General features: G+C 69.8%; 23 protein-coding genes. 6 read left to right on the top strand and 17 right to left on the bottom strand.

Translation table 11 applies throughout. The features are described 5' to 3' along the window. Position 1 precedes the first annotated feature (1 nt). The 3 genes from ACWDU4_RS08480 to guaB all read right to left on the bottom strand — a co-directional run bounded on the left by ACWDU4_RS08480 (position 2) and on the right by guaB (position 4,638). A complete protein-coding gene (locus tag ACWDU4_RS08480) occupies positions 2–1,747 on the bottom strand; it encodes an FAD-dependent oxidoreductase (RefSeq protein ID WP_450113436.1) in 1,746 nt (581 codons plus the stop codon). Positions 1,748–1,924: 177 nt separating this feature from the next. Continuing rightward, positions 1,925–3,061 carry a GuaB3 family IMP dehydrogenase-related protein gene (locus ACWDU4_RS08475; protein ID WP_450113435.1) on the bottom strand — a complete coding sequence of 379 codons (1,137 nt, stop codon included), beginning with the start codon at positions 3,059–3,061 and terminating at the stop codon, positions 1,925–1,927. Between the two features lie 53 nt (positions 3,062–3,114). Further along, entirely contained in the window at positions 3,115–4,638 is a 1,524-nt protein-coding gene (guaB, locus tag ACWDU4_RS08470; protein WP_450113434.1) for an IMP dehydrogenase, read from the bottom strand. A gap of 254 nt (positions 4,639–4,892) precedes the next feature. Between guaB and ACWDU4_RS08465 the strand changes: the two genes are divergently transcribed. Further along, positions 4,893–5,297 carry a DUF5319 domain-containing protein gene (locus ACWDU4_RS08465; RefSeq protein WP_450113433.1) on the top strand — a complete coding sequence of 135 codons (405 nt, stop codon included), beginning with the start codon at positions 4,893–4,895 and terminating at the stop codon, positions 5,295–5,297. A 127-nt stretch (positions 5,298–5,424) separates the two neighbouring features. On the opposite strand, the gene ACWDU4_RS08460 is transcribed toward ACWDU4_RS08465, so the two are convergent. The 3 genes from ACWDU4_RS08460 to ACWDU4_RS08450 all read right to left on the bottom strand — a co-directional run bounded on the left by ACWDU4_RS08460 (position 5,425) and on the right by ACWDU4_RS08450 (position 7,945). Beyond that, entirely contained in the window at positions 5,425–6,465 is a 1,041-nt protein-coding gene (locus ACWDU4_RS08460; protein ID WP_450113432.1) for an anti-sigma-D factor RsdA, read from the bottom strand. Then, a complete protein-coding gene (locus ACWDU4_RS08455) occupies positions 6,458–7,036 on the bottom strand; it encodes a sigma-70 family RNA polymerase sigma factor (protein ID WP_450113431.1) in 579 nt (192 codons plus the stop codon). Before ACWDU4_RS08455 ends, ACWDU4_RS08460 begins: the two co-directional genes overlap by 8 nt. Before the next feature lie 90 nt (positions 7,037–7,126). Next, entirely contained in the window at positions 7,127–7,945 is an 819-nt protein-coding gene (locus tag ACWDU4_RS08450) for a hypothetical protein (protein ID WP_450113430.1), read from the bottom strand. Between the two features lie 550 nt (positions 7,946–8,495). Here ACWDU4_RS08450 and ACWDU4_RS08445 point away from each other — a divergent pair. Then, positions 8,496–8,789, top strand: a complete 294-nt coding sequence (locus ACWDU4_RS08445; RefSeq protein WP_450113429.1) for a WhiB family transcriptional regulator — start codon at positions 8,496–8,498, stop codon at positions 8,787–8,789. 72 nt (positions 8,790–8,861) lie between these two features. Here ACWDU4_RS08445 and groL read toward each other — a convergent pair whose 3' ends face one another. Both groL and groES read right to left on the bottom strand, forming a co-directional pair. Further along, positions 8,862–10,478: a chaperonin GroEL gene (groL, locus tag ACWDU4_RS08440; RefSeq protein ID WP_450113428.1), complete on the bottom strand. Its 1,617-nt coding sequence runs from the start codon at positions 10,476–10,478 to the stop codon at positions 8,862–8,864. 108 nt (positions 10,479–10,586) lie between these two features. Further along, positions 10,587–10,889 (bottom strand): co-chaperone GroES, encoded by a 303-nt coding sequence (gene groES, locus ACWDU4_RS08435; RefSeq protein ID WP_007535256.1) that lies wholly within the window; start codon positions 10,887–10,889, stop codon positions 10,587–10,589. Between the two features lie 242 nt (positions 10,890–11,131). Here groES and ACWDU4_RS08430 point away from each other — a divergent pair, with 242 nt between their 5' ends. Together ACWDU4_RS08430 and ACWDU4_RS08425 are read left to right on the top strand one after the other, a co-directional pair. Beyond that, entirely contained in the window at positions 11,132–12,850 is a 1,719-nt protein-coding gene (locus ACWDU4_RS08430) for a TIGR03767 family metallophosphoesterase (RefSeq protein ID WP_450113427.1), read from the top strand. Between the two features lie 71 nt (positions 12,851–12,921). Then, complete coding sequence (locus ACWDU4_RS08425) at positions 12,922–13,368, top strand: RrF2 family transcriptional regulator (protein WP_450113426.1); 447 nt, start codon at positions 12,922–12,924, stop codon at positions 13,366–13,368. On the opposite strand, the gene ACWDU4_RS08420 is transcribed toward ACWDU4_RS08425, so the two are convergent. Genes ACWDU4_RS08420 through ACWDU4_RS08385 form a run of 8 tightly spaced genes read right to left on the bottom strand, consistent with a single transcriptional unit; the run spans position 13,365 to position 20,452 of the window. Further along, positions 13,365–13,979 carry a potassium channel family protein gene (locus ACWDU4_RS08420; protein WP_450113425.1) on the bottom strand — a complete coding sequence of 205 codons (615 nt, stop codon included), beginning with the start codon at positions 13,977–13,979 and terminating at the stop codon, positions 13,365–13,367. The genes ACWDU4_RS08425 and ACWDU4_RS08420 overlap by 4 nt on opposite strands. Further along, a complete protein-coding gene (tsaD, locus tag ACWDU4_RS08415; protein ID WP_450113424.1) occupies positions 13,969–15,021 on the bottom strand; it encodes a tRNA (adenosine(37)-N6)-threonylcarbamoyltransferase complex transferase subunit TsaD in 1,053 nt (350 codons plus the stop codon). Before tsaD ends, ACWDU4_RS08420 begins: the two co-directional genes overlap by 11 nt. Beyond that, positions 15,018–15,506, bottom strand: a complete 489-nt coding sequence (gene rimI / locus ACWDU4_RS08410) for a ribosomal protein S18-alanine N-acetyltransferase (RefSeq protein WP_450113423.1) — start codon at positions 15,504–15,506, stop codon at positions 15,018–15,020. Before rimI ends, tsaD begins: the two co-directional genes overlap by 4 nt. Further along, positions 15,503–16,153, bottom strand: a complete 651-nt coding sequence (gene tsaB, locus ACWDU4_RS08405) for a tRNA (adenosine(37)-N6)-threonylcarbamoyltransferase complex dimerization subunit type 1 TsaB (protein WP_450113422.1) — start codon at positions 16,151–16,153, stop codon at positions 15,503–15,505. The genes rimI and tsaB overlap by 4 nt, the downstream gene beginning before the upstream one ends. Positions 16,154–16,202: 49 nt before the next feature. Then, entirely contained in the window at positions 16,203–16,682 is a 480-nt protein-coding gene (gene tsaE / locus ACWDU4_RS08400; RefSeq protein ID WP_450113421.1) for a tRNA (adenosine(37)-N6)-threonylcarbamoyltransferase complex ATPase subunit type 1 TsaE, read from the bottom strand. Then, a complete protein-coding gene (locus ACWDU4_RS08395; protein ID WP_450113420.1) occupies positions 16,675–17,748 on the bottom strand; it encodes an alpha/beta fold hydrolase in 1,074 nt (357 codons plus the stop codon). Before ACWDU4_RS08395 ends, tsaE begins: the two co-directional genes overlap by 8 nt. Then, positions 17,748–18,953: an alanine racemase gene (gene alr, locus ACWDU4_RS08390; protein WP_450113419.1), complete on the bottom strand. Its 1,206-nt coding sequence runs from the start codon at positions 18,951–18,953 to the stop codon at positions 17,748–17,750. The genes ACWDU4_RS08395 and alr overlap by 1 nt, the downstream gene beginning before the upstream one ends. A gap of 59 nt (positions 18,954–19,012) precedes the next feature. Then, entirely contained in the window at positions 19,013–20,452 is a 1,440-nt protein-coding gene (locus ACWDU4_RS08385) for an NAD(P)H-hydrate dehydratase (RefSeq protein WP_450113418.1), read from the bottom strand. Positions 20,453–20,516: 64 nt separating this feature from the next. Between ACWDU4_RS08385 and ACWDU4_RS08380 the strand changes: the two genes are divergently transcribed. Together ACWDU4_RS08380 and ACWDU4_RS08375 are read left to right on the top strand one after the other, a co-directional pair. Further along, positions 20,517–20,903 carry a cupredoxin domain-containing protein gene (locus tag ACWDU4_RS08380; RefSeq protein WP_450113417.1) on the top strand — a complete coding sequence of 129 codons (387 nt, stop codon included), beginning with the start codon at positions 20,517–20,519 and terminating at the stop codon, positions 20,901–20,903. 56 nt (positions 20,904–20,959) lie between these two features. Further along, positions 20,960–21,322: a cupredoxin domain-containing protein gene (locus ACWDU4_RS08375; RefSeq protein WP_450113416.1), complete on the top strand. Its 363-nt coding sequence runs from the start codon at positions 20,960–20,962 to the stop codon at positions 21,320–21,322. 90 nt (positions 21,323–21,412) lie between these two features. Here the strand turns inward: ACWDU4_RS08375 and glmS are convergent, their stop codons facing one another. Continuing rightward, positions 21,413–23,275, bottom strand: a complete 1,863-nt coding sequence (glmS, locus tag ACWDU4_RS08370; protein ID WP_450113415.1) for a glutamine--fructose-6-phosphate transaminase (isomerizing) — start codon at positions 23,273–23,275, stop codon at positions 21,413–21,415. Positions 23,276–23,294: the final 19 nt, after the last annotated feature.

Genomic DNA, 23,294 nt, shown 5'->3' with positions numbered 1-23,294 from the left:
GTCAGGCCACGCCACTGCTGTTCGACGGCGCGGGCTTTCCGGAGCGGATCTCCACGATCGGCAGCACCAGCGCCGCGGGCGCACCCGCAGGCACCACCGGAGCGTTCGGCGCCACCGGCGCGAGCCGCCGGTACGCCGCCCCCTGTGCGGGCCGCGTGTCCTGCTCCCCCTTGTTCGGCCACAGCGACGCCGCCCGCTCGGCCTGGGCGCTGATCGTCAACGACGGGTTCACGCCGAGGTTCGCCGACACCGCAGCCCCGTCCACGACACTGAGCGTCGGATAGCCGTACACGCGATGGTAGGGGTCGATGACGCCGTGCGCGGCGTCCTCGCCGATCGCGCAGCCGCCGAGGAAATGCGCGGTCAGCGGGATGTTGAACACCTCACCCCAGGTGCCACCCGCCACGCCGCCGATCTTCTCCGCGATCCGCCGGGTCGCGTCGTTGCCCACGGGAATCCAGGTGGGGTTCGGCTCGCCGTGCCCCTGCTTGCTGGTGACCTTGCGGCGACCGAACAGGCCCGGCTTGGTGTAGGTGGTGATCGAGTTGTCGAGATTCTGCATGACGAGCGCGATGATGGTCCGCTCGCTCCAGTTCTTGACGCTGAGCATCCTCAGCATCTGCCCCGGGTTGGCGGCAATCGTCTTGAGCAGTTTGACGAATCGCGGCGTGCTGCCGCCGCCGTCGGTCATCAGGGTCTGCAGTAGACCCATCGCGTTGGAGCCCTTGCCGTAGCGGACCGGCTCGATGTGGGTGTCGGGCGCGGGATGGAACGACGAGGTGATCGCGACGCCCTTGGTCAGATCCATGTTCGGGTCGACCTTCAGTTTCGCGGCACCGAGCAGCGCCTCGGAATTCGTTCGGGTCAGCTCACCGAGGGTGGGCGAGAGCTTCGGCAGCGCGCCGCGGTCCTTCATCTCGTGCAGCAGATGCTGGGTGCCCCAGGTGCCGGCGGCGAGGACGACATTGGCTGCGGTGTAGGTCCGGTGCCCCTTGCGCACCTTCGCGCCGGTGCGGCGGGTCTGCACGTCCCAGGTACCGTCCGACGCCTCGAACAGTCCGGTGACCGTGGTCATCGGGATCACCGTCGCGCCGGCCTTCTCCGCGAGCCCGAGGTAGTTCTTGACGAGGGTGTTCTTGGCTCCGTGCCGGCAGCCGGTCATGCACTCGCCGCACTCGATGCAGCCGGTCCGGTCCGGCCCGGCACCGCCGAAGAACGGGTCGGCGACGGTCTTGCCGGGCTCGCCGAAGAACACCCCGACCGGGGTCTGGATGAAGGTGTCCCCGACGCCCATGTCGCCGGCGACGGACTTGATCACCTCGTCGGCGGGTGTCATGTGCGGGTTCTGCACGACGCCGAGCATCTTGCGGGCCTGCTCGTAGTGCGGGGTCAGTTCGGCGTCCCAGTCGGTGATGCCCCGCCACTGCGGATCCTGGAAGAACGACGACGGCGGCTTGTACAGGGTGTTGGCGTAGTTGAGCGAGCCACCGCCGACACCGGCCCCGGCCAGGATCATCACGTCGCGCAGCAGGTGCACCCGCTGGATGCCGTAGCAGCCGAGGGCCGGTGCCCACAGGAAGCGCCTGAGGTCCCAGCTGGTCTTGGCGAAATCGGAATCCGCATACCGTCGGCCGGCCTCCAGGATTCCGACCTTGTACCCCTTCTCGACCAGTCGCAGCGCCGTGACGCTGCCGCCGAAGCCGGAGCCGACGATCAGGACGTCGAAATCCGTCGCACGCTTTCCCATCAAGAGACCTCCACCGTGGATCTGGGTTGGTTACTCGCCAGTATGCACCCGAGATCTGTGACCGATCACACAAGGGTGACCTAAGCGTAACGGCAGGTAGCACAAACCCGCGGCGGACCGGCCCGGACACGACAACGCCCGACCCGGAGAACCGGATCGGGCGTTGTCGTGATGGAGTCAGGCGCGGACGGTGAGGCCCACCTTCTGGAACTCCTTGAGGTCGGAGTAGCCGGACTTCGCCATCGAGCGACGCAGGCCACCGACCAGGTTCAGCGAACCGTACGGGTCGTCGGACGGGCCGGTCAGCACCTGGTCGAGGCTCGGCCGGTCACCGAAGGCCACGGGCAGCAGCGCACCGCGCGGCATCGACGGATGCGCGGCCGCGGACGGCCAGTACCAGCCACCGCCCGGCGCCTCCTCGGACGCCGCCAGCGGCGCACCGAGCACCGCGGCGTCGGCGCCGCAGGCGATCGCCTTCGCCAGATCGCCGGAGGTGGCGATGTCGCCGTCGGCGATGACGTGCACGTAGCGTCCGCCGGTCTCGTCGAGGTAGTCGCGGCGAGCCGCCGCCGCGTCGGCGATCGCGGTGGCCATCGGCACCCCGATGCCGAGGACCTCACCGGTGGTGGTGGCACCCTCGGTGGAGCCGTAGCCGACGATGACGCCCGCGGCACCGGTGCGCATCAGGTGCAGCGCGGTGCGGTGATCGCTCACGCCGCCAGCGACGACCGGGACGTCCAGCTCCGAGATGAACGTCTTCAGGTTCAGCGGCTCGGCCCCGTTGGCGACGTGCTCGGCGGAGATGATCGTGCCGTGGATGACCAGCAGGTCGATGCCCGCCTTGATCAGCTCCGGGGTCAGCGCGCGGGCGTTCTGCGGGCTCACCCGAACCGCCGTGGTCACGCCGGACTCCCGCACCTGCGCGACCGCGGCGGCCAGCAGGTTCGACTGAATCGGCGCCGCGTGCAGCTCCTGCAGCTTCTTGATCGGCGCATCCGGGTCGGCGTCCGACTCGGCCAGGTGCACCAGCTCGGCGATCTTGGCGTCGACATCGGCGTGCCGGCCCCACAGACCCTCACCGTTGATCACGCCGAGTCCGCCACGCTTGCCGAGCTCGATCGCGAACGACGGCGAGACCAACGCGTCCGTCGGATGCGCGAGCACCGGGATGTCGAACCGGTAGGCGTCGAGCTGCCAGGTCGTCGACACCTCCTTCGACGACCGGGTCCGGCGGGAGGGGACGATGTCGATGTCGTCCAACTCGTAGGTGCGACGGGCGGTTCGGCCCATACCGATCTCAACGAGGTCGCGCACGCGCGCCCCTTTCTTCGATGTGTAGTTGGGTGTGTGGCTAGCGGGCGGCAGTCCTACCGGGCTGCATAGTTCGGGGCCTCGACCGTCATCGTGATGTCGTGCGGGTGGCTCTCCTTGAGCCCGGCCGCGGTGATCTGCACGAACTGCGCTTCCTGCAGGTGTTCGATGGACGCCGAGCCGGTGTAGCCCATCGCGGCCCGCAGGCCACCGGTGAGCTGGTGGATGACCGAGCCGAGCGGCCCGCGGAACGGAACGCGGCCCTCGATGCCCTCCGGCACCAGCTTGTCCTCGGACAGCACGTCGTCCTGGAAGTAGCGGTCCTTCGAGTAGGACTTGCCCTGTCCGCGACTCTGCATCGCGCCGAGGGAACCCATGCCTCGGTAGCTCTTGAACTGCTTGCCGCCGACGAGAACCATCTCTCCGGGCGACTCGGCGGTACCGGCGAGCAGGGAGCCGAGCATCGCCGTGGAGGCGCCTGCCGCGAGGGCCTTGGCGATGTCCCCGGAGAACTGCAGACCACCGTCCGCGATGACCGGCACGCCGAGAGGCTTGCAGGCCGCGACGGCCTCGAGGATCGCGGTGATCTGCGGGGCGCCGACGCCGGCGATGACACGGGTGGTGCAGATCGAGCCGGGTCCGACACCGACCTTGACGGCGTCTACGCCGGCCTCGACGAGAGCCTGCGCGCCGCCCCGGGTGGCGACGTTGCCGCCGATGATCTGTACCCGATCGCCGACCTCGGCCTTGATCTTGGCGATCATGCCGAGAACACCGTTGGAGTGGCCGTGTGCGCTGTCGACGACCAGCACGTCGACCCCGGCATCGGTCAGTGCCATCGCACGGGCCCACGCGTCGTCACCGACACCGACGGCCGCACCGACCAGCAACCGGCCGTCGCGGTCCTTGGTGGCGTTGGGGTGCTGCTCAGTCTTGACGAAGTCCTTGACCGTGATGAGGCCGGTGAGCTTGCCCTGACCGTCGACGATCGGGAGCTTCTCGATCTTGTGGCGGCGCAGCAGGCCGAGCGCGGCCTCCGCGGTGACGCCCTCCTGCGCGGTGATCAGCGGCGCCTTGGTCATCACCTCGGACACGGGCCGGTTCTGGTCCACCTCGAACCGCATGTCCCGGTTGGTGATGATGCCGACCAGCTGGCCCTGCTCGTCGGTGACCGGCAGGCCGGAGATCCGGAAGCGTGCGCACATGGCGTCGACGTCGGCGAGGGTGTCGGTGGGCTTGCAGGTGACCGGGTCGGTGACCATGCCTGCCTCGGAACGCTTCACCGTCTCCACCTGTGCCGCCTGCGCCTCGGTCGACAGGTTGCGGTGCAACACGCCCATACCGCCGGCGCGGGCCATGGCGATCGCCATCCGCGCCTCGGTCACGGTGTCCATCGCCGAACTGACCAGCGGCACGTTCAGCCGGATCTCGCGGGTCAACTGGCTGGAGGTGTCCACCTGGCTCGGGATGACGTCCGATGCCGCCGGCAGCAGCAGCACGTCGTCGAAGGTGAGCCCGAGCATCGCCACCTTGTCGGGGCGATCTCCGCCGGTGCGCACGTGCCCTCCGGAATTTGTCATGCGGCTTTCGAACCTTTCCTTCGAACGTCGGTTGCGCTGGACCGTTCGGGCGCAGTCGCGCCGGGTGGAAAACCCACTACGCGCGCCCTGGCGAGTACCGATGCGTCGCAATTGCTAGGACTGAAACAATGCTCGATCCCCGGCGATGTATTCCCTCAGACCGCTCACCATGGTATCGGCTGCGCGTATGGGCGAGCGAACCTGGTGACTGTGACGGGTGGCGCAGACGGCCTCGCGCTGCGTACCGTGGACCTGTGCGTGATCAACTGCCCCCCGGTCTGCCGCCGGATCCGTTCGCCGGTGACCCCTCCGACCCCTCCGCCGCATTGGATGCGATCGAGCCGGGACAGCCCCTCGACCCCCACGAGCGGCTCGCCGTGGAAGAGGACCTCGCCGATCTCGCCGTCTACGAGGCGCTGCTCGCGCACCGCGGGATCCGCGGTCTCGTCGTCTGCTGTGACGACTGCCAGCAGGACCACTACCACGACTGGGACATGCTGCGCGCGAACCTGCTCCAGCTGCTCGTCGACGGCACGGTCCGCCCTCACGAGCCGGCTTACGACCCGGTTCCCGAGGCGTACGTGACCTGGGACTACTGCCGCGGCTACGCGGACGCGTCCATGAACGAGGCTCTGCACGGCGACAGCTTCGACGCCTGACCCGACCAACGACAACGGTCCGACAAGTTGCACTTGTCGGACCGTTTCGTTTTTCCAGCACGGTGTTTGTTCGAGCACAGTGATTGTTCGGGCTCGGCGCCGTCCGGGGCTTGCGCCGGCGCGGCCACTACCCGCCGCTGGGCGAGGTGTCCGGGACCAGGAGCTGACGCGTCTCGGTCAGCGGCTTCGACGTCGGGAAGAGCCGTGTGGTCGTCGCCGAGCCGGTCTCGACCGGGGTCGGAATCTCCGGTGTCGGCGACGGGACGGTCGTGACAGGTGGATTCGGCGTCGTCACCTCCACCGGCGGCGGAGTGGTCACCGGCACCTGCGTCGGCGGCACGATCGGCGCGATCAGGATCTCCGGCGGAACCGACGGCTGACTCGTCGTCTCGCTGCCCGGCAGCGTCGTCGGAGGCGGCGCCGGCAGCACGGTCGTCGGGATCTGGCCGCTCTGGCCACCGGTTGTCGTCGTGGTCGGAGCCGGGGTCGTGGCATTGGTCACGTCGGTCATCAGGCGGTCGTGCCAGGCGTTGAGCTCGTCGCGCTTCGCGGAGTCGTTGACGTCACCGACCCGCTTGCTCGCGGACTGCAGCACCGTCATCGCACCCTGGGCGTCGCCGGACTTGATCATCCGTTCCGCCTCTTCGAGGGTGTTCGCGGTGTCGATGCTCGCGACCGTCGAGTTGGCCCGCTCGGTGAACACGACTTCCTTGACCCGCCACAGCGGGTCGCCGGGCTGAGCGTTGTAGGAGAACACGGTCGCACCGGCCATCACGACGGCGATTGCAGCCGCTGCGCCCGCGACCGGGCGCAGCAGGCGCAGTCCGCCGCGCTGTGGGGACCGCCGACGACCCAGTTCGCGGTCGACCGCGGCGGCGGCCTCGTCGAGAGTCGGGCCTGCAGGCAGATCGGGGCCGACGATCTCGGCCCGCCAGCCGGCGAGGAGCGACGCGAGGCGGTACTCCTCCTCGGTGCTGGTCGCGACCTCGCCGCCACCGGCGAGCGCGTCGAGCAGGGCGTCGTCGCGCTGCACGGCGGCCAGGTCGAAGGGCTCGTCGCCGCGCACCTCATCGGCCAACGGATCGCCCTGGGGCAGGGTGAGATCGGCATCGGACGCATCATGACGCCGCGACCACTTGTCGTGACCGCGCTTGCTCCCCCTAGCCATACATCTCACCTGCTTTCGCTACTTCGGTCTTCAACTTCGCGAGCGCCCGGTGCTGGGCGACCCGTACTGCTCCGGCCGTACTTCCGACGGCCGCTGCCGTCTCCTCCGCGGACAGACCCACTACCAGTCGGAGGATGACGATCTCTCGGTGCTTCTCGGACAGCGTGCCGAGCAGCGCATTGACCTGCCTGCTTGTTTCGGAGTCCAGGGCGAGCTTCTCCGGACCCTCGTCCGAGGAGACGACGTCCGGCACCTCGGCCATCGACTCTGCGCGGTTGCGGCCGGCGTTTCGGTGCGCGTCCGCCACCTTGTGTGCGGCGATCCCGTACACGAACGCCATGAACGGGCGACCCTGATCCCGATACCGCGGCAGAGCGGTCATCACAGCCAGGCACACCTCCTGCGCCACGTCGTCCGCGGACAGGTGCCCCCGTTCCGCGGCTCCGACCCGTGATCGGCAGTACCGCACGACCATGGGTCGGACAACTTCCAGAACCCGAGCCAAGGCAACTCGATCGCCCTGCGCTGCGGCAGCGACTGCTGAGTCCAACTCCTCGCTCGTACTACTCATCGACAGTCTTTGTCCTGGCGTTACAGTGGCGCCCGTGTGACCGGACGGCCCCACCGATCGGTGGGACGTTTGAAGGATAGCGACCGACCCTCACGATTCCCTGAATCGCCCGCCTGCGCTGACGATTCGTGATTCGCAGCGCCGCCGGATCTCGTCGGCCTCCGGGCCTGGGGCCACTCCCCCGAGCAGCATCGAGGCCGCCCACTGCAGCGGGACCAGCCCGTGTTCCTCGCAGCGCGCCAGCACCCGGCGCGCGGGGTCCGCTGCCGCGGCCGGGTCGGCCCCGGCGCTGATCGCGGCGGCGAGCAGGAGTTCGGACTTGACCTGGTGCCGCACCGACGGCGAGTCGGCGGCCAGTTCCACCGCCGTTCCGGCGTGCCGGCGACCACGCGCGGAATCCCCCGCCGCGAGGGACATCTCGGCCGTCACCCAGTGCAGCCGGATCCGCTGCCGCCACAGCCGCGACTCCCCGCCCGGGAGCCCGGCACCGTCGATCAGCTCTTCGCACCGATCGAGCAACCGGAACCCGAGCGCCAACCGGCCGCAGCCGAGCGCATCGGCGGCCAGGCCCGTCAGCGCATCACAGCGGGCCTCGATGGCCGCCGCGGAGCGATCGTCGCCCGCCAGGACGAGAGCCCGGCCGTCGGATCCGGACGCGATCCGATGCCACCCGAGCTGACGCAGCAGGGACGCCTCGGTGCTCGCGGCCAGGGACGCGAGCACGGCACCCGGACGTTCGCGCCGCAGCGCCGCGAGTTCGGCGCGGGCACCCGCGTAGCGTCCCTGCCCGCCCAGTGCCACGGCCCGCAACCAGCGGTCGTGCGCCGAGCGCGCCTCGGGAAGCGCAGGGTGGCCCGGCGCCGGACCGAACGCGTGGTCGGTGAGGGACTCGGCTGTCGTCGCTGGCACGGGCGCAAGCGTAGGGCGCGCCCGACGGGCCGGTGAGCCGCAGCCCGCGGTTGGGGTCCGGACCGGGCCCGTCACGAAACGTTACCGACGAGTTTGTCGAGAGTTTCGATCACATTAAGATTTCGACTTGCAAAAGTATTGAACTCTTTCGCCTGCAGGCTTTGCCGATAACGACCGCTCTCGCACCGGTCCCCTGCACGGGCGATCCACCGGAACGCCATCACCTGCACGATCCCGCCCAGACCCGCCGCGACCGGCGCAAATAGCGCATACAGCCCGTCCCGATGACGTCGATGGACACTGACCAGGACATTCGCTCGACACCCGGACAAACAATCACGAAATTGTGTCGATGTCGATGAACGGATCGTTAATTCTCGCCGCAAGGGGTATGTAAATCACCACGTATTGAAACTGTTGACTCGATTTCCGGGCCGACTATAACGTTACCGTTGAAATTGATCGTGTGCGCGAGTGAACGACCTTCACCGCGGTGCAGGAAACGCGAAACGAGCGCTGTGTGCCCGAGCCGCCGACGTCAGGAGATGGAATGCCACAACCAAATCACCTCCCCGGCCCGAATGCCGACATCTGGGACTGGCAGATGCACGGACTCTGCCGCGGCGTCGACTCCGCGATGTTCTTCCACCCCGACGGCGAGCGTGGTCGCGCCCGAGCACAGCGCGAAATGCGGGCGAAGGAGATGTGCCGACAGTGCCCGGTGCTCGCCCAGTGCCGGAACCACGCACTGAGTGTGTGCGAGCCCTACGGCATCTGGGGCGGGATGTCCGAGGCCGAGCGCGAGGCACACACCCGGCGCTACCGGCAGCGGATCGCCTCCTGATCCGGCGCCACCGACACACGAAAGAGCCCCGGACGGGCACTCCCGTCCGGGACTCTTCGCGTCAGGTGAGACCTAGTGGCTGTGCCCGTGGCCGTGGCCGGCGTCCTCGACCTCGGCCGGCTTCTCGACAACGGCCGACTCGGTGGTGAGCACCATCCGCGCGACGGACGCCGCGTTGACGACCGCGGACCGGGTCACCTTGACCGGATCGACGACACCGTCGGCGAGCAGGTCACCGTAGGTCAGGGTCGCGGCGTTGAAGCCGTGGCCCTTGGGCGCCTCCGCCACCTTGCTGACCACGACGGCCCCGTCGAGGCCGGCGTTGGTGGCGATCCAGAACAGCGGTGCCTCGATCGCGGTGCGGACGACCTCGACACCGGTGGCCTCGTCGCCGGAGAGCGACGCCGCGAGGTCCACGAGGACCTGACCGGCCTGCACGATCGCGGAACCACCGCCGGGGACGATGCCCTCCTCGACCGCGGCCTTGGCGGCGTTGACGGCGTCCTCGACGCGGAACTTGCGCTCCTTGAGGTCGGTCTCGGTGGCCGCGCCGACCTTGATGACCGCGACGCCGCCGGCGAGCTTCGCGAGGCGCTCCTCGAGCTTCTCGCGGTCCCAGTCGGAGTCGGTGTTCTCGATCTCGCGGCGGAGCTGCCCGACCCGGGTGTCGATCTCGGCCTGGGTGCCTGCGCCCTCGACGATGGTGGTCTCGTCCTTGGTGACGACGACACGGCGCGCCGAGCCGAGCAGGTCGAGGCCCGCCTCCTTCAGCGACAGGCCGACATCGGTGTTGACGACGGTGCCCGCGGTGACGACCGCGAGGTCGTCGAGGAACGCCTTGCGGCGGTCACCGAAGTACGGCGCCTTGACGGCGACGGCCTTGATGGTCTTGCGGATCGAGTTCACCACGAGGGTGGAGAGGGCCTCGCCCTCGATGTCCTCGGCGATGATCAGGACCGGCTTGCCGGACTCGGCAATCTTCTCGAGCAGCGGCAGGAAGTCCGGCAGGGAGCTGATCTTGTCGCGGTAGAGCAGCACCAGCGCGTCCTCGAGCACGGCCTGCTGCGCGTCGATGTCGGTGATGAAGTACGGCGACAGGAAGCCCTTGTCGAACTGGACTCCCTCGGTGACCACGAGCTCGGTCTGCAGGGTGGAGGACTCCTCGACCGTGACGACACCGTCGGTGCCGACGCGGGTCATGGCTTCGCCGACCAGTCCGCCGATCTCCTCGTCGCGGGAGGAGACGGTGGCGACCTGCGCGATGGCCTCCTTGCCCTCGACCGGGGTGGCCGCGGCGAGCAGAGCCTCGGAAACGGCGTCGGCGGCCTTGGCGATGCCGGCGCCGAGGGAGATCGGGTTCGCACCGGCGGCGACGTTCTTGAGGCCGGCCTTGACGAGGGCCTGCGCGAGCACGGTGGCGGTGGTGGTGCCGTCACCGGCGACGTCGTTGGTCTTCGTCGCGACGGACTTGACCAGCTGCGCGCCGAGGTTCTCGAAGGGATCCTCGAGCTCGATCTCGCGGGCGATGGACACACCGTCGTTGGTGACGGTCGGACCGCCGAACGCCTTGGCCAGCACGACGTGCCGACCGCGGGGGCCGAGGGTCACCTTGACCGCGTCCGCGAGCTGGTCGACGCCGCGCTCGAGCGCGCGCCGCGCGGTCTCGTTGAATTCGATCTGCTTGGACATAAGTGCTGTTACTCCTGGGAAGGTCGGCGAGCCGTACCGGTGGAAACTGTTCCGTAACGCGGTCCGCCCCGGGTCCGTGGACGGGACGCCGGGGCGGAGGCACGTGGCTTACTTGGAGATGACAGCCAGCACGTCGCGTGCCGACAGGATCAGGTACTCCTGGCCGGCGTACTTGATCTCGGTTCCGCCGTACTTGCTGTAGATGACGGTGTCGCCCTCCTGGACGTCGAGCGGGATGCGCTTCTCGCCGTCTTCGTCCCAGCGGCCGGGGCCGACGGCGACAACGGTGCCCTCCTGGGGCTTTTCCTTCGCCGTGTCGGGGATGACCAGGCCAGAAGCCGTGGTCGTTTCGGCCTCGTTGGCCTGGACGAGGATCTTGTCCTCGAGCGGCTTGATGTTCACGCTCGCCACGATGAGCCCTCCACTTTCGGGGTTTTCGGCGCCCAGGGCTGCTCCCCGGGCAAGTCGGTTGTACTGCACGAATACGGCGCCCCACCTGGTCCCGTCGTCGCGGGTGCCGGAACCAGGTCGATGCCACCTAGCACTCTATACATGCGAGTGCCAGCGCTCAAGACATCGGACTGCTCGCGTCACCCGATTCGCCGCGGGCGAAATCGGAGGAGGTGAACGACCGGTGTCCTACAGTCGGCACCGTGGCAAACCTGAACAGACGTGGATTTCTCGGATTGGCCGGACTGGGCGCAGCGGGCGCGCTGGGGGTGGGAGCGTTCGGACGAGCCCCCTGGGGCACCTGGTACGCCGCCGCCGACACCCTGCCCGGCACCACCCTCGAGACGGTCGCCACTCCCCTCGGCACGACCGGCTACCGCTCGCTGACCGCGGGCCCGGGTTGGCCGATGATCGTCCGCGGCGAGCTCGCCGAGCCGAGGTCCGGCCGGGAGGACCGCCGCACCGCGCTGGCCTCGCTGGTGCAGCTGACCGATGTCCACATCGTCGATGCCCAGTCCCCGCTGCGGTTCGAATACGTGCACCCGTTCAACGGGTCGGCGTTCCGGCCGCAGGAGACGCTGACGACCCAGGGCCTGGTCTCGCTGGTCTCGCGGGTCAACGCGCTGGGCAAGGGTCCGCACACCCGCCGCGGCTTCGACGCGGTGGTGAGCACCGGCGACAACACCGACAACAAGGAACACGCCGAGCTCGGCTGGTTCCTCACCGCTCTCAACGGCGGCACCTTCGTTCCCAACACCGGCGCGAAGGACCGCTACGAGGGCGTGCAGAATTCGGGTGCGGAGCTGTACTGGAACCCGGAGTCCCCCCTCCGCGACATGTACAAGCAGGCCGGCTTCCCGCAGATCCCCGGACTGCTCGGCGCGGCACTCGCCCCGGTCACCAGTCCGGGCCTGAAGACGCCCTGGTACAGCGTGTTCGGCAACCACGACGACTCGGTGCAGGGCACCCTGCCGAGCGGCATCGGCCCCCTCGACGCGATGTACACCGGCTCCCTCAAGTTCGAGGTCCCCGATTCACCGGAGCAGGCCCGCGCCATCGACATCGCCACGAAGTTCGACCCCGCCGGGGTACCGGCAGCACTGGCCGCGATCACGACCCCGCCACGGCACGTCACCCCGGATCCGTCCCGCGCCCCGTTCACCCCGCGGGAGTACATCGCCGCCCACCTCGACCCGGCGAACACCGGACCCGGCCCGGTCGGACACGGCTTCGCCCCGGACGCCGGCGAGACCGGTATCGGCTACTACTCGTTCGAGATCGCCCCCGGCGTGGTCGGCATCAGCCTGGACTCGACCAACCGGGCGGGCTTCACCGACGGCTCGCTGGGCGAAGCCCAGTTCCGGTGGATCGAACGAACCCTGCAGGACGGCAGCAGCCGCTACCACGACGCCGACGGCCGTCCGGTCACACAGTCCCGCGACGACACCTGGTTCCTGGTGTTCAGCCACCACACCAGCGATTCGATGGGAAGTCTGCTGCCCGATCCGGAGAACCCGGGTGAGCGCAGGCACAGCGGCGCCGAACTGGTGGATCTGCTGCACCGATTCCCGAACGTGCTCGCCTGGGTCAACGGCCACACGCACGAGAACCGCATCACCGCGCGGCCGGGTGCGACACCGGTGCAGGGATTCTGGGAGATCAACACCGCCTCGCACATCGACTTCCCGCAGCACGCGCGGATCATCGAGGTGGCCGACAACGCGGACGGCACGATATCGCTGCTGACCACGCTGATCGAGGCCGACAGCCCGTACGAGGCTCGCCACGGCGACTTCTCCCCCGCCGGCCTGGCGTCGCTGTACCGGGAGCTCTCGTTCAACGACATCCACGCGGATGCCGCCGCGCTCGGCAGCGCGGGCGACCACAACACGGAGCTGCTCCTGCCCTCACCTCGCGCGTGACGAATACCGGATGGCCAGTATGCTTCCACCGTATGTTGCACGTGAAATGCAAGTGACGTAGCGTCCCTGACGTGCAGCTGACCAAGTTCACGGATCTCGGGCTGCGCGTGATGATGCGCCTGGCCGTCGCCCCCGGCGGCGGTGGACTGACCACGAGTCAGGTGGCGGACGAGATGTCGATTCCCTACACCCACACCACCAAGGTTGTGTTGCGGCTCAAGGAACTCGGCATGGTCGAAGCCCGCCGCGGTCGGGGCGGCGGGCTCTCCATCACCGAACGCGCCCGCGGAACCTCCGTCGGCTGGCTGACCCGGCAACTCGAGGGTGACGACGAGGTCGTCACCTGCGACGGCACCACCCCGTGCCCGCTGCGGCACGGTTGCAAGCTGCGCAACGCCCTGCGCCGGGCGCAGGACGCGTTCTACGACGCACTGGACACCATCACGATCGACGACCTCGTTCGCGAGCCCGACGCCCGGGTCCTGCTCACCCTGTCCACGCGACCGGCCGAGATCTAGCCGGCCACTGGTCCGCTCCGGTCGTCTCCGTCGCCGCGGCGCCGCCGGCCGGCCCGCACCGCGGCGGTGATCACCCGCACTCCGATCGCGAGCAGCACCAGGTTGCCCACGATCTGCACCGACACCACCGCCCGCGCGGTCTCGGTCTCGGCGACGATGTCGCCGAAGCCGACGGTGGAGAAGCAGACGAGGGTGAAGTACAGGGCGTCGATCCGCGACAGCGATTCGTTGAAGCTGTCGACGACCCCCTGCGACATCAGGTGATAGATCGTCGCGTAGGCCAGCAGGTAGGTCGGCACCGAGATCGCGAGCGCCTCGATCGACTGCACACCCGGATACCGAGCGGTGACGATTCGCCGGATCTGCCAGACGAACACCGCGAGAACCACTAGGAGGCACAGCAGCAGGCCGCCCAGCGCCGACATGGTCGACAGGTCGTTCAGTGGCACCAGGAAGTACACGACGACCAACAGCACCGCGCTGATCACCGGCCGCAGGACCGCGCGCCGGATCAGCGTGCGCCGCGTCGCCCTGGGCAGGGATGCGAACCCGTCCCGCACCGGGACGTCGCGGCCCCCGGCAGGGACCTCTCGGTCCCCGTCAGTGGACATCGCCCCGGTCCGACGACTGGCTGACGGTGACGGACAGGCCCGGGTCGGTGGCGACGGTCAGCGGCGAGGGGGTCGCTCCCCCGGCGATGACGTGGGCACCCAATGCGGCGATCATCACGCCATTGTCCGTGCACAGCCGTGGTTTCGGGATACGAAGCGTCAAACCGGCCGCGGCGCACCGTTCCTGCGCCAGGGATCGGATCCGCGAGTTGGCGGTCGCGCCGCCGCCGAGAACGAGGGTGTCGACCCCGACGTCCGTGGCCGCTCGCACCGCTTTCATGGTCAGCACGTCGGCGACGGCCTCCTGGAACGACGCCGCCACGTCCGGGATCGGGACCGGCTCGCCGGCCCGTTCCTTGGACTCGACGTAGCGGGCCACCGCCGTCTTGAGTCCGGAGAACGAGAAGTCGTGCCGGGCGTCGCGCGGACCTGTCATGCCGCGGGGGAACGCGATCGCCTTGGGATCTCCGTCCTGCGCGGCGGCATCGAGGGCGGGCCCGCCCGGGAAGCCGAGACCGAGCAGACGGGCGACCTTGTCGAACGCCTCCCCTGCCGCGTCGTCAACGGTGGTGCCCAGTTCCTCGATCGGCCGGGCGAGGTCACGCACGTGCAGCAGGTGGGTGTGACCACCGGAGACCAGCAGCGCCACGCACGGCGGCATCGGCCCGTGCTCGAGGGTGTCGACGGCGACGTGCCCACCCAGATGGTTGAGCGCATAGAACGGCACGTCCCACGCGGCCGCGTACGCCTTCGCCGCGGCGGCGCCGACGAGCAGGGCCCCGGCCAGCCCGGGGCCGATGGTGACGGCCAGCGCGTCGGGCTTGGCGATCCCGGCCTGCGCCAGTGCGCGTCGCATCGTCGGGACGATCGCCTCGAGGTGCGCCCGCGAGGCGACTTCCGGGACCACGCCGCCGTAGCGGGCGTGCTGATCCACACTCGACGCGACCTCGTCGGCGAGCAGCTCGCAGGTGCCGTCCTCGCGCCAGCGGACGATGCCGACTCCTGTTTCGTCACAGGAGCTCTCGATACCCATCACGATCACGACTGCGGCTCCTCCGACTGTGTCGACCGCCCCGGCCGGCGCATCGTGTATGCGTCGGCCCCGCTGGGCTGATAGTAGTTTCGGCGGGTTCCCACGATCTCGAACCCTTCCCGCCGGTAGAGGGTGATCGCCGCGTCGTTGTCGGTGCGCACCTCGAGGAAGACCGGACCGCCGTACCCGTCGGCGAGACGCAGGAGTTCATCCAGGAGCAGTGAGCCGAGCCCGCGGCGGCGGTGCGCCGGATCCACACCGATCGTGTGGACCTCGAACTCCGCGTCGGTCACGGTGCCCAGCAACGCGATTCCCGCGTAGCCGACGACTGCGCCGGCCTCGTCCCGCACCACGAAGTAGTGGTTGTGCGGGTGCGCGAGCTCGGACCGGAACGCGGCAGCACTCCACGGACCGTCCCCGGCGAAGAGCAGGGTTTCGAGTTCGGCGCAGCGCTCCGCGTCGGCAGGTCGCATCTCGGTGAGCGCGTAGCTCATTTCTTGCGATCCGCCATCTCGACCGCATCGGGGCGCCGAAGATACAGCGGCACAAGCGGTTCCGGGTTCACACCGGTGAGAATCGCGGGTGCCGCCACGGCGACCAGTCCGGCGGGCGAGGGCGTCTGCACGTCCACCACCGGCAGGTCGAACAGGTCCGCGTGCACGGCCGACCCCGCCACCACCACCGACGGCTGCGGCTCGACGTCGGCGGGCTTGTTCACCGCGGGGCCTTCGACTCGCCGGCCCCCGGAGTAGCGCGCCCAGTACACCTCACGACGCCGGGCGTCGGTGACCACCAGGAGATCTCGCCGGTCCGCGGCGGTCGCATCGGCCGCGACGGCATCGAGGCTGCACACCCCGTGCACCGGGATGCCCAGCGCATCGCCGAAGGCGGCGGCGGTCGCCATGCCGACTCGCAGGCCGGTGAACGGGCCGGGCCCGACACCGACGACGACGGCGTCGAGGTCGGCCGGGACGTGACCGGACTCGGTCAGGCACTCGAGGATGTGCGGGGTCAGCACCTCCGCGTGGGCGCGGGCATTGACGGTGATGCGGTGGGCCAGGGTGCGCGGGGAAGCGCCGTCGAGGCGGACCACCCCCGCGGTCACGGCCGGGGTGGCGGTATCGACAGCGAGAACGAGCACGGCTATCGAGGGTACTCGCACGTCAGTGCGGTAATGACGGCGGCGGTGTTCACGAGACCCAACCCCACTGCGCCGTGCGGACATCGGACTCCGGTTCGCGGCGCAGCCGCACCAGCAGGTGCCGGTCCGCGAGATGCTCGACGATCCCCTCGCCCCACTCGACCACGACGACCGCACCCGCCAGATCGGTGTCCAGGTCGAGGGCGTCGAGTTCGTCGAAGGTGGCGGAGCGCTGCGCCCCCAGGCCGAGCCGGTAGGCGTCGACGTGCACCATCGCGACCGGGTCTCCACCACCGGGGCGCACGCCGGGCCGGTGCTCACGGGCGATGATGAACGTCGGGGAACTGACCCGGCCCTGCACCCCGAGCCCAGCGGCGATTCCCCGCGCCAGCGCCGTCTTCCCGGCCCCGAGCGGCCCGTCGAGCACCACCAGGTCGCCGGCGCCGAGTTCGACCGCCAGCCGCCGGCCGAACGCCTCGGTGTCCTCCACCGTCGGGAGGTGGATGAGGGTGTGCCCGGATTCAGCCACCGACGCTTTCCTTCCATTCGAGGTCCTGGTCGGCGACGGCCCGCGTCACCAAGCGGTCGATCGAGTCGGTGACCCGGATCGGGAACTCCAGCTGCACCAGGTGCCCGGCCGAAACCACCCGCACCAGTTCGGAGTTCGGCAGTGCGTCGGCCAGCGCCTGCGACTGCACGAACGGAATGACCATGTCCGCATCTCCGCACAGGACCAGCGCGGGCAGGTCCCCGAGTACCGGCAACGCGGCCGATTCGTCGTGCAGTTCCAGCGATTTGAGGAAGTTGACGATTGTCGTCACGGACGTCTCGTTGAGCATGCTCTCGGAGAATCGCTGCAGCGACGGGCTCACCTCGGTGCCGAAGGAGGCCGCCCGCAGGATCGGCGAGATGATCGCGCGGGCCGCGCCGCGGCCCAGCTGGACGACACCCGGTGCGGTGCGCACCGCGAGCCGGAACGCGTCGATCACCGGGTTCTGCAGGTTGCGGCTCAACCCGGTCTGGTTCAGTCCGGCGGCGGCGGTCGAGAGCAGTCCCACGCCGATCACGTGGGTGCCGAACAGTTCCGGAACCTGGCGTGCCAGCGACAGGATCGTCATCCCGCCCATCGAATGCCCGACCAGGACAACCGGACCGTTCGGCGCGACGGTCCGGAGGACGGCGTGCAGGTCACGGCCCAACTGCCCGACCGAACAGGACTCGGGGCTCGGGGTGCCGGAGCGTCCGTGCCCGCGCTGGTCGTAGAACACCATCCGTACCGCATTCCCCCAGCGTCGGCGCAGCTGCCGTCGCTGGAAGTGCCACGAATCCATCCGCAGGCAGTAGCCGTGCACGAACACCACCGTCAGCGGCGCGTCGGCAGGCCCGACCTCGCGGGTCGCCAGGGTCACGCCGTCGTCGGCGACGACCATGCTGCCACGGTCGCTCTCGAGCAGGCCGAAGTCCTCGTCCGCGTGCCGGTCCCGCCTGCGTCGGCTCGGCTCGGTTCTGTGGTGCACGGCCCGCACGCCGGCCAGCGCCCCGACCGCGGTCGCGACTCCGGCCCCGCCGATCGCACCGCGGCGTCCGAACGGCATCACCGCCAAACCTGCTCGTCACCGGTGTAGCTGCGCACGACGCGTCCGCGCACCCCGGTGACCACCTCGTAGTGGATGGTGTCGAGGGCGTCGGCCCAGTCCTGTGCGACGGGCTCGCCGCTCTCGCCGGTACCGAACAGGACCGCGGTGTCGCCCTCCGCGACCGGGCCGGGGTCGGTCCCGAGATCGACGACGACCTGGTCCATGCACACCCGACCGATCTGCGGGTAGCGGCGCGACCCGATCTGCACCTCGAACCGGCCACCGAGCGCGCGCGGCACACCGTCGGCGTACCCGACGGGCAGCAGGGCCACAGTGGTGTCGTGCGGGGCGATCCAGGTGTGCCCGTACGACACCCCGGCACCGGCCGCGACCTTCTTGACCAGTGCGACCCGGGCGCGCAGCTCCATCGCGGGCCGCAGTCCGAACCCGCCGAGTTCCGGCACCGGGGACAGCCCGTACAGCGCGATGCCGGGGCGAACCATGTCGAACCGCAGATCCGGTCGGGTCAGCGCGGCCGCCGAGTTGGACAGGTGCACGCGATCGACCCGCATCCCGAGCCGGGCGGCCCGGTCCACGGCGTCGCGCAGCACCTGCGCCTGCGCGTCGATGACGGGGTGGTGCGGCTGGTCGGCGTGCGCGAGGTGGGAGAACACGCCCCCGAGCCGCACGGCGCCCTCGGACTGCGCGCGGGCCAGTCCGTCGAGCAGCTCGTCGAGTTCCGTCGCGGACACACCGTTGCGGTTCAACCCGGTGTCGACCTTCAGCGTCACGCCCGCCGTGGTTCCGACCGTGCGAGCGGCGGCGACCACCGCGTCCAGGTGCCGGGGCGAGGAGACGGCGAGTTCGACGTCGGCGGCGATGGCGGCACGGAAATCGGTGTCGGCGGTGTGCAGCCACGACAGCACGGGCGCCGTGATTCCTGCCGCACGCAGGGTGAGTGCCTCGCCGACGGTGGTGACGCCGAGTTCGGAGGCACCGGCAGCGAGCGCGGTCCGCGCCACCGGGACGGCTCCGTGGTTGTAGGCGTCGGCCTTGACCACCGCCATCAACGCGGCGTCACCGGCGTGCTCGCGCAGCAGCCGAACGTTGTGGGCGATCGCGTCGAGGTCGATCAGCGCCTCCGCTTGCGGTGACGTTTCGGACAAACCGGATTCCTTCGGTGGGACGGACTCCGTACGGTCACTGTGCGCGGTGATGGTCATGATGCGTCAATCCTGCCACCACCTGCCGTTATGCCCAATGACCTCGCTCACTGTCGAGGTCACGGATTGACCACACGCTGCGCGCGAAGGATGCGGATCGCGGACCTGACCTGCTCCGACAGGGCCCCGGCCGAGATCGGTGCGAGCACCTCCGATCCTTCGCCCGCAGCCAGGGCCGCGGCCAGGGAGTGGGCCCGCGCGCCCATCGCGGCGGCGGTCGAGGCATCCAGCCCCGTCGACATCAGCGCCCCGATCACCCCAGAGAGGACGTCCCCGGAACCGGCGGTCGCGGCCGCGGAACCGCCCGCCTCGTTGACCAGGACCTGGCCCTCGGGGTCGGCGATCACCGTCGAGCGTCCCTTCAGCAGTACGGTCACCCCCCACCGGGCCGCCAGGGCCCGGACGTGGCCGACCCGGTCGTCGGCCGGATCGATGCCGGCCAGTCGGGCGAACTCACCGGCGTGCGGCGTCAGCAGGGTGGGTGCGGTGCGCCCGGCGACCAGCGCCGGCTCGGCGGCGAGCACGGTCAGCCCGTCGGCGTCAACGAGGACCGGCAGATCCGACGCCAGCGCGGCGCGCAGAAGTTCGCGGGCGGCGTCCCCGGTACCGATCCCCGGCCCGACCACCCATGCCTGCACCCGGCCGGCGTCCGCGAACGTCTCGGCGGCCACGACCTCCGGCCAGCGCGAAAGAACCTGCGGGGCGGCAGTTCCCACGTACCGGACCATGCCGGACGTGGCGGCGACCGCGCCGCCGCAGCACAGCACCGCGGCGCCCGGATAGCGGTCGCTCCCAGCGACCACACCCACGACGCCCTGGCTGTACTTGTCGTCCACCGCACCGGGCAGCGGCCACCGCACCCCCACCTCGTCCGGGGTGAGCGCGGCGATCGCCGCGGGCGGCAGGTCCAGCCCGATGTCGACGAGTTCGACCCGCCCGCACCGCGCGCCGGCGAGCACGTGCACCGGTTTCAGCGCACCGAAGGCCACGGTCACCGCGGCGGTCACGGCGGGCCCCGCGGTGGCACCCGTGTCGGGGTCCACGCCGCTCGGCAGGTCGACCGCGACGATCGGCGCGGAGATGCCTGCCACCAGCGCGGCCGCCGCCGGTCGCAGCGGCCCTCGGCCCGAGATCCCGACGATGCCATCGAGGACCAGGTCGGGATCCCCCACCTCCTCGTCCACCCGGCCCCCGGCCGCACGCAGCGCGGCGAGTCCCGGACCGTGCGCGCGGGCGGGATCGAGGAGGACCGCCCGCACGGCCACCCCGCGCCGTCGGAGCATTGCGCCCGCCCACAGCGCGTCGCCGCCGTTGTCCCCGGACCCGACCAGCAACGTCACCGACCTTCCCGCGACACCACCTGTGCGCGAGCGCAATTCGGCTGCGGCCACGCCGGCCAGGCCGTGTGCGGCCCGGCGCATCAACGTGCCCTCCGGCAGTGCCGCCAGCAGTGGCGCCTCGGCGGCACGGACTTGCGAGGTCGTGTGGAACCGGCGCACCGGACATTCCTCCCGATCGATCGATACGACGAGACGACCGTATCGAGAGGTCTACGCTCGGTCCATGCGTGCACTCGCGACCTCGACCGCCACCGCACTGCTGCTCCTCGGGACGCTGGCCGGCTGCGGCGACTCCACCGACACTCCGTCGACGGTGCCGACGCCGTCCGCGGAGGCGACGTTGCCCGCCGACACCACGGTGGTGCGGGTCGCGGGGATGGCGTTCACCCCGGCCACGGTCACCATCAGGGTCGGACAGTCGGTCACCTGGCAGTTCGACGACAACGCGATCCCGCACAACGTCACCGGCACCGGCGCCGCCGCCACGGAACTCAAGAGCCCGATCCTGGCCAGCGGCACCTACACCAAGCAGTTCGACACGCCGGGCACCTACGCCTACGAGTGCACACTGCACCCGAACATGACCGGAACCGTCGTCGTCACCGACTAGACCACTCGGTCGAATTGCCGGTTTCGCCCGATTGGATCCGGGACTACCCTCATAACATGAACACGATTCGGGTCGCCATGTCGTGTGCCGCGGCAGCCGCCCTGATCTCCTTCGCCACACCGGTCACCGTGCTCGAGGCCTCGGCGCAAACCGGGACCGAGTACACCGTTCAGGTCACCCAGATGGCCTACCGGCCGTCGACTCTCCGGATCCACGTGGGCGACACCGTGACGTGGGATTTCAGCGACGCCAGCAGCGCGCACAGTGTCACCGCCACCCAGCGGGGCACCACGCACGACTACTTCGACAGCGGCACCATGACCGGCGGCTATTACACCCACACGTTCAGCCAGCCCGGCACCTACCCGTACCGGTGCAACGTGCACACCAGCATGGGCGGCACGATCGTCGTCGGCTAGGGCGCCGACGCGCCCGTGTGTGCTCTTCGCCCTCGGGCGGGCGGGGCCCCCTCTGGGGAGAAGAGCACTCACGGGCGGCGGAGCCGAGTGTCACTCGACCGTGACGGACTTGGCCAGGTTGCGGGGCTTGTCGACGTCGTAGCCGCGGGCGCGAGCGATCTCGGCCGCGAACACCTGCAGCGGCACGGTGGACAGCAACGGCTGCAGCAGCGTCGGTGCCGCGGGGATCTCGATGAGATGGTCGGCATGCGCGCGCACCATCTCGTCGCCCTCCTCCGCGATCACGATCGTGCGGGCACCACGAGCCTTGATCTCCTGGATGTTCGAGACCAGCTTCGAGTGCAGCACCGCCCGCCCCTTCGGGGACGGCATCACGACGATGACCGGCAGGCCCTCCTCGATCAGCGCGATCGGCCCGTGCTTGAGCTCACCGGCGGCGAAGCCCTCCGCGTGCATGTACGCGAGCTCCTTGAGCTTGAGCGCACCCTCGAGGGCCACCGGGTATCCGACGTGCCTGCCGAGGAACAGCACCGTCGACGCATCGGCGAACTCGCGTGCCAGTGCCCGCACCGGCTCGACCGTCTCGAGCACCCGACTCACCAGGGCGGGCATCGCCTCGAGTTCGGCGTACTCGCGCGCCACCTCGTCCGGGTACTTGGTGCCGCGCGCCTGCGCGAGGGCAAGCCCGACCAGGTAGTTGGCGGTCACCTGGGCGAGGAACGCCTTCGTCGACGCGACGGCGATCTCCGGACCGGCCCGGGTGTAGAGGACGGCGTCGGCCTCGCGAGGAATCTGAGCGCCGTTGGTGTTGCAGATCGCAAGCACACGGGCCTTCTGGTCCTTGGCGTGCTTGACCGCCTCGAGCGTGTCGGCGGTCTCGCCGGACTGCGAGATCGCGACGACCAGCGTGGACCGGTCCAGGACCGGATCCCGGTAGCGGAACTCGCTGGCGAGTTCCACCTCGACGGGCAGTCGGGTCCAGTGCTCGATCGCGTACTTGGCGAGCAGGCCGGAGTGGTAGGCGCTGCCGCAGGCGACGACGAAGACCTTGTCCACGTCGCGCAGCTCCTGGTCGGACAGCCGCTGCTCGTCGAGCACGATCTTGCCGTCCTCGAAATGACCGAGCAGGGTGTCGGCGACCGCAGAGGGCTGCTCGTCGATCTCCTTGAGCATGAAGTAGTCGTGGCCACCCTTCTCGGCGGCCTCGAGGTCCCAGTCGATCCGGAACGGATGCCCGGTCGACTCGTTGCCGGCGAAGTCGGTGATCTCGTAGCCGTCCGCGGTGATCACCACGACCTGGTCCTGGCCGAGCTCGATCGCGTCGCGGGTGTGCTCGATGAACGCGGCGACATCGGAACCGACGAACATCTCGCCGTCGCCGACACCGACCACGAGCGGGGTGGAGCGGCGAGCGGCGACGATGGTGTCCGCGTGGTCGGCGTGCGTGAACACCAGCGTGAACGCACCCTCGAGGCGACGGAGCACCTTGTGCGTGCTGGCCACGAAATCGCCGGCCGTGTCGCCCTCGGCGTACGCCTGCGCGACGAGGTGCACCGCGACCTCGGAGTCGGTGTCGCTGAGCAGTTCCACCCCGGCCGCCTCGAGCTCGTGGCGCAGCGGGGCGAAGTTCTCGATGATGCCGTTGTGCACGACGGCGAGCTTGCCGCTCGCATCGCGGTGCGGGTGGGCGTTGCGGTCGGTGGGGCGACCGTGGGTGGCCCACCGGGTGTGGCCGATGCCGGTGGTGCCGGCGAAGCGTTCCGCGCCGACCTCGGCCAGCTCCGCCGTCAGGTTGGCCAGCTTCCCAGCCTTGCGTTCGACCGCGAGGCCGCCCGCGCCGTCCAGGACCGCGATCCCGGCGGAGTCATAGCCGCGGTACTCCATCCGCCGCAGCGCCTCCACCACGACGTCCAGGGCCTGGCGGTGGCCGACATATCCCACGATTCCGCACATGGCTCCCAAGCCTACTGGG

The sequence above is a fragment of the Rhodococcus sp. NPDC003348 genome (genome assembly GCF_053589375.1).
The sequence above is the reverse complement of the archived record's forward strand: the minus strand, read 5'-3'. Positions and strand labels throughout refer to the sequence as shown.

Bases quoted from the DNA above. Each gene is read 5' to 3' on its own strand.
- ACWDU4_RS08480 (WP_450113436.1), bottom strand. From the start codon at position 1,747: ATGGGAAAGCGTGCGACGGATTTCGACGTCCTGATCGTCGGCTCCGGC.
- ACWDU4_RS08445 (WP_450113429.1), top strand. From the start codon at position 8,496: ATGCCACAACCAAATCACCTCCCCGGCCCGAATGCCGACATCTGGGAC.
- guaB (WP_450113434.1), bottom strand. From the start codon at position 4,638: ATGACAAATTCCGGAGGGCACGTGCGCACCGGCGGAGATCGCCCCGAC.
- ACWDU4_RS08455 (WP_450113431.1), bottom strand. From the start codon at position 7,036: ATGAGTAGTACGAGCGAGGAGTTGGACTCAGCAGTCGCTGCCGCAGCG.
- ACWDU4_RS08395 (WP_450113420.1), bottom strand. From the start codon at position 17,748: ATGCCGTTCGGACGCCGCGGTGCGATCGGCGGGGCCGGAGTCGCGACC.
- ACWDU4_RS08420 (WP_450113425.1), bottom strand. From the start codon at position 13,979: ATGTCCACTGACGGGGACCGAGAGGTCCCTGCCGGGGGCCGCGACGTC.
- rimI (WP_450113423.1), bottom strand. From the start codon at position 15,506: ATGAGCTACGCGCTCACCGAGATGCGACCTGCCGACGCGGAGCGCTGC.
- alr (WP_450113419.1), bottom strand. From the start codon at position 18,953: ATGACCATCACCGCGCACAGTGACCGTACGGAGTCCGTCCCACCGAAG.
- groL (WP_450113428.1), bottom strand. From the start codon at position 10,478: ATGTCCAAGCAGATCGAATTCAACGAGACCGCGCGGCGCGCGCTCGAG.
- ACWDU4_RS08460 (WP_450113432.1), bottom strand. From the start codon at position 6,465: ATGGCTAGGGGGAGCAAGCGCGGTCACGACAAGTGGTCGCGGCGTCAT.
- ACWDU4_RS08380 (WP_450113417.1), top strand. From the start codon at position 20,517: ATGCGTGCACTCGCGACCTCGACCGCCACCGCACTGCTGCTCCTCGGG.
- ACWDU4_RS08375 (WP_450113416.1), top strand. From the start codon at position 20,960: ATGAACACGATTCGGGTCGCCATGTCGTGTGCCGCGGCAGCCGCCCTG.
- glmS (WP_450113415.1), bottom strand. From the start codon at position 23,275: ATGTGCGGAATCGTGGGATATGTCGGCCACCGCCAGGCCCTGGACGTC.